Raw genomic sequence first — 937 nt, 5'->3', positions numbered from 1 at the left:
CTTGTACAGGAGCGTGATTCCCTCGATGACCCACTCCTCGTCCTCGACATAGCGTTTCCAGTATCGGCAGGTCTTCACTTCCTTCGCCAGACGACCGGTCCACTTCAGCTTGCCTGCGTAACCGATTCGTTTACGCTCCCACAGGCTGTAGAACTCCTCGCCGCCGAATCCCTTGTCGAATCGGGCATACTTCACCGTCCGCCCGCTCAGAAGTTCAAGCGTCTGCTCCAGGAAGGAAGTGGCATCCGTAGAGGCGTGTGTGTTGCCGGCTCGGAGCATGGCGTTCAGGCACAGGCGGGTTTGGCCTTCGAACACCAGAAGGGGATGGTAGCTCTTCCGACCCGGTTTATGCGGATTGGGGCCTTTGGCCGCGCCGGCCTGATCGCCGTATACCGTTTCCACCGTAGAATCCAGATCCAGGATCAGTTCGGAGGGCAGACAAGGCCGAATGACTTCCTGGTTGACTTTGCGCAAATCCAGCTGCAGGTTGGGACAGAACCTGCCAAGCCGCACCAGTTCCTTGTAGAGCAGGGAGTGATGGGGACACCGTCCGCCGAGAAAACGGCGGATGAGCGGATCATATTGCAACTTGCGAAAATGAAAGAGCCGCTGGCAGCCGAGCACCCAGCCGACAATGAGATACAGCAGGATGCGGTAGAGGGGAAACAACGAGTTGTTTGCCTTCGCAAACGATAGCCCCTGCAGCGCCTTGGCGAGCTTGATTTTCTCGAGGTATTCCAGAAAGATTTTGACGCCGCCGAAACTTGTGGCATGTCGCAGAGAAAATTCGGTCTTGATTTTGCTGACGGGTGTGGTAGACTTCACCTTAAAGGTGCTCCTTTCTTTGGTTGGAGTTTTTTTCGTCAAACACCATTCTACCAAAGAACAGGAGCCCTTTTTATGTTTTTAAAAGAGTTTTACTTTCGAAATTCAGGTT

Annotated in this window: 1 protein-coding gene; it reads right to left on the bottom strand. The window is 54.0% G+C overall.

All coding sequences use genetic code 11. From position 1 onward, the window contains the following. Positions 1-825, bottom strand: an 825-nt coding sequence (locus tag ABEV74_RS19660; protein ID WP_430148745.1) for a transposase, incomplete at its 3' end; no start/stop codon positions are given. Positions 826-937: the final 112 nt, after the last annotated feature.

The organism is Paenibacillus cisolokensis, assembly GCF_050481165.1.
Classification (GTDB): domain Bacteria; phylum Bacillota; class Bacilli; order Paenibacillales; family Paenibacillaceae; genus Paenibacillus_AH; species Paenibacillus_AH cisolokensis.
This window is presented reverse-complemented; position numbering and strand designations above follow the sequence as displayed.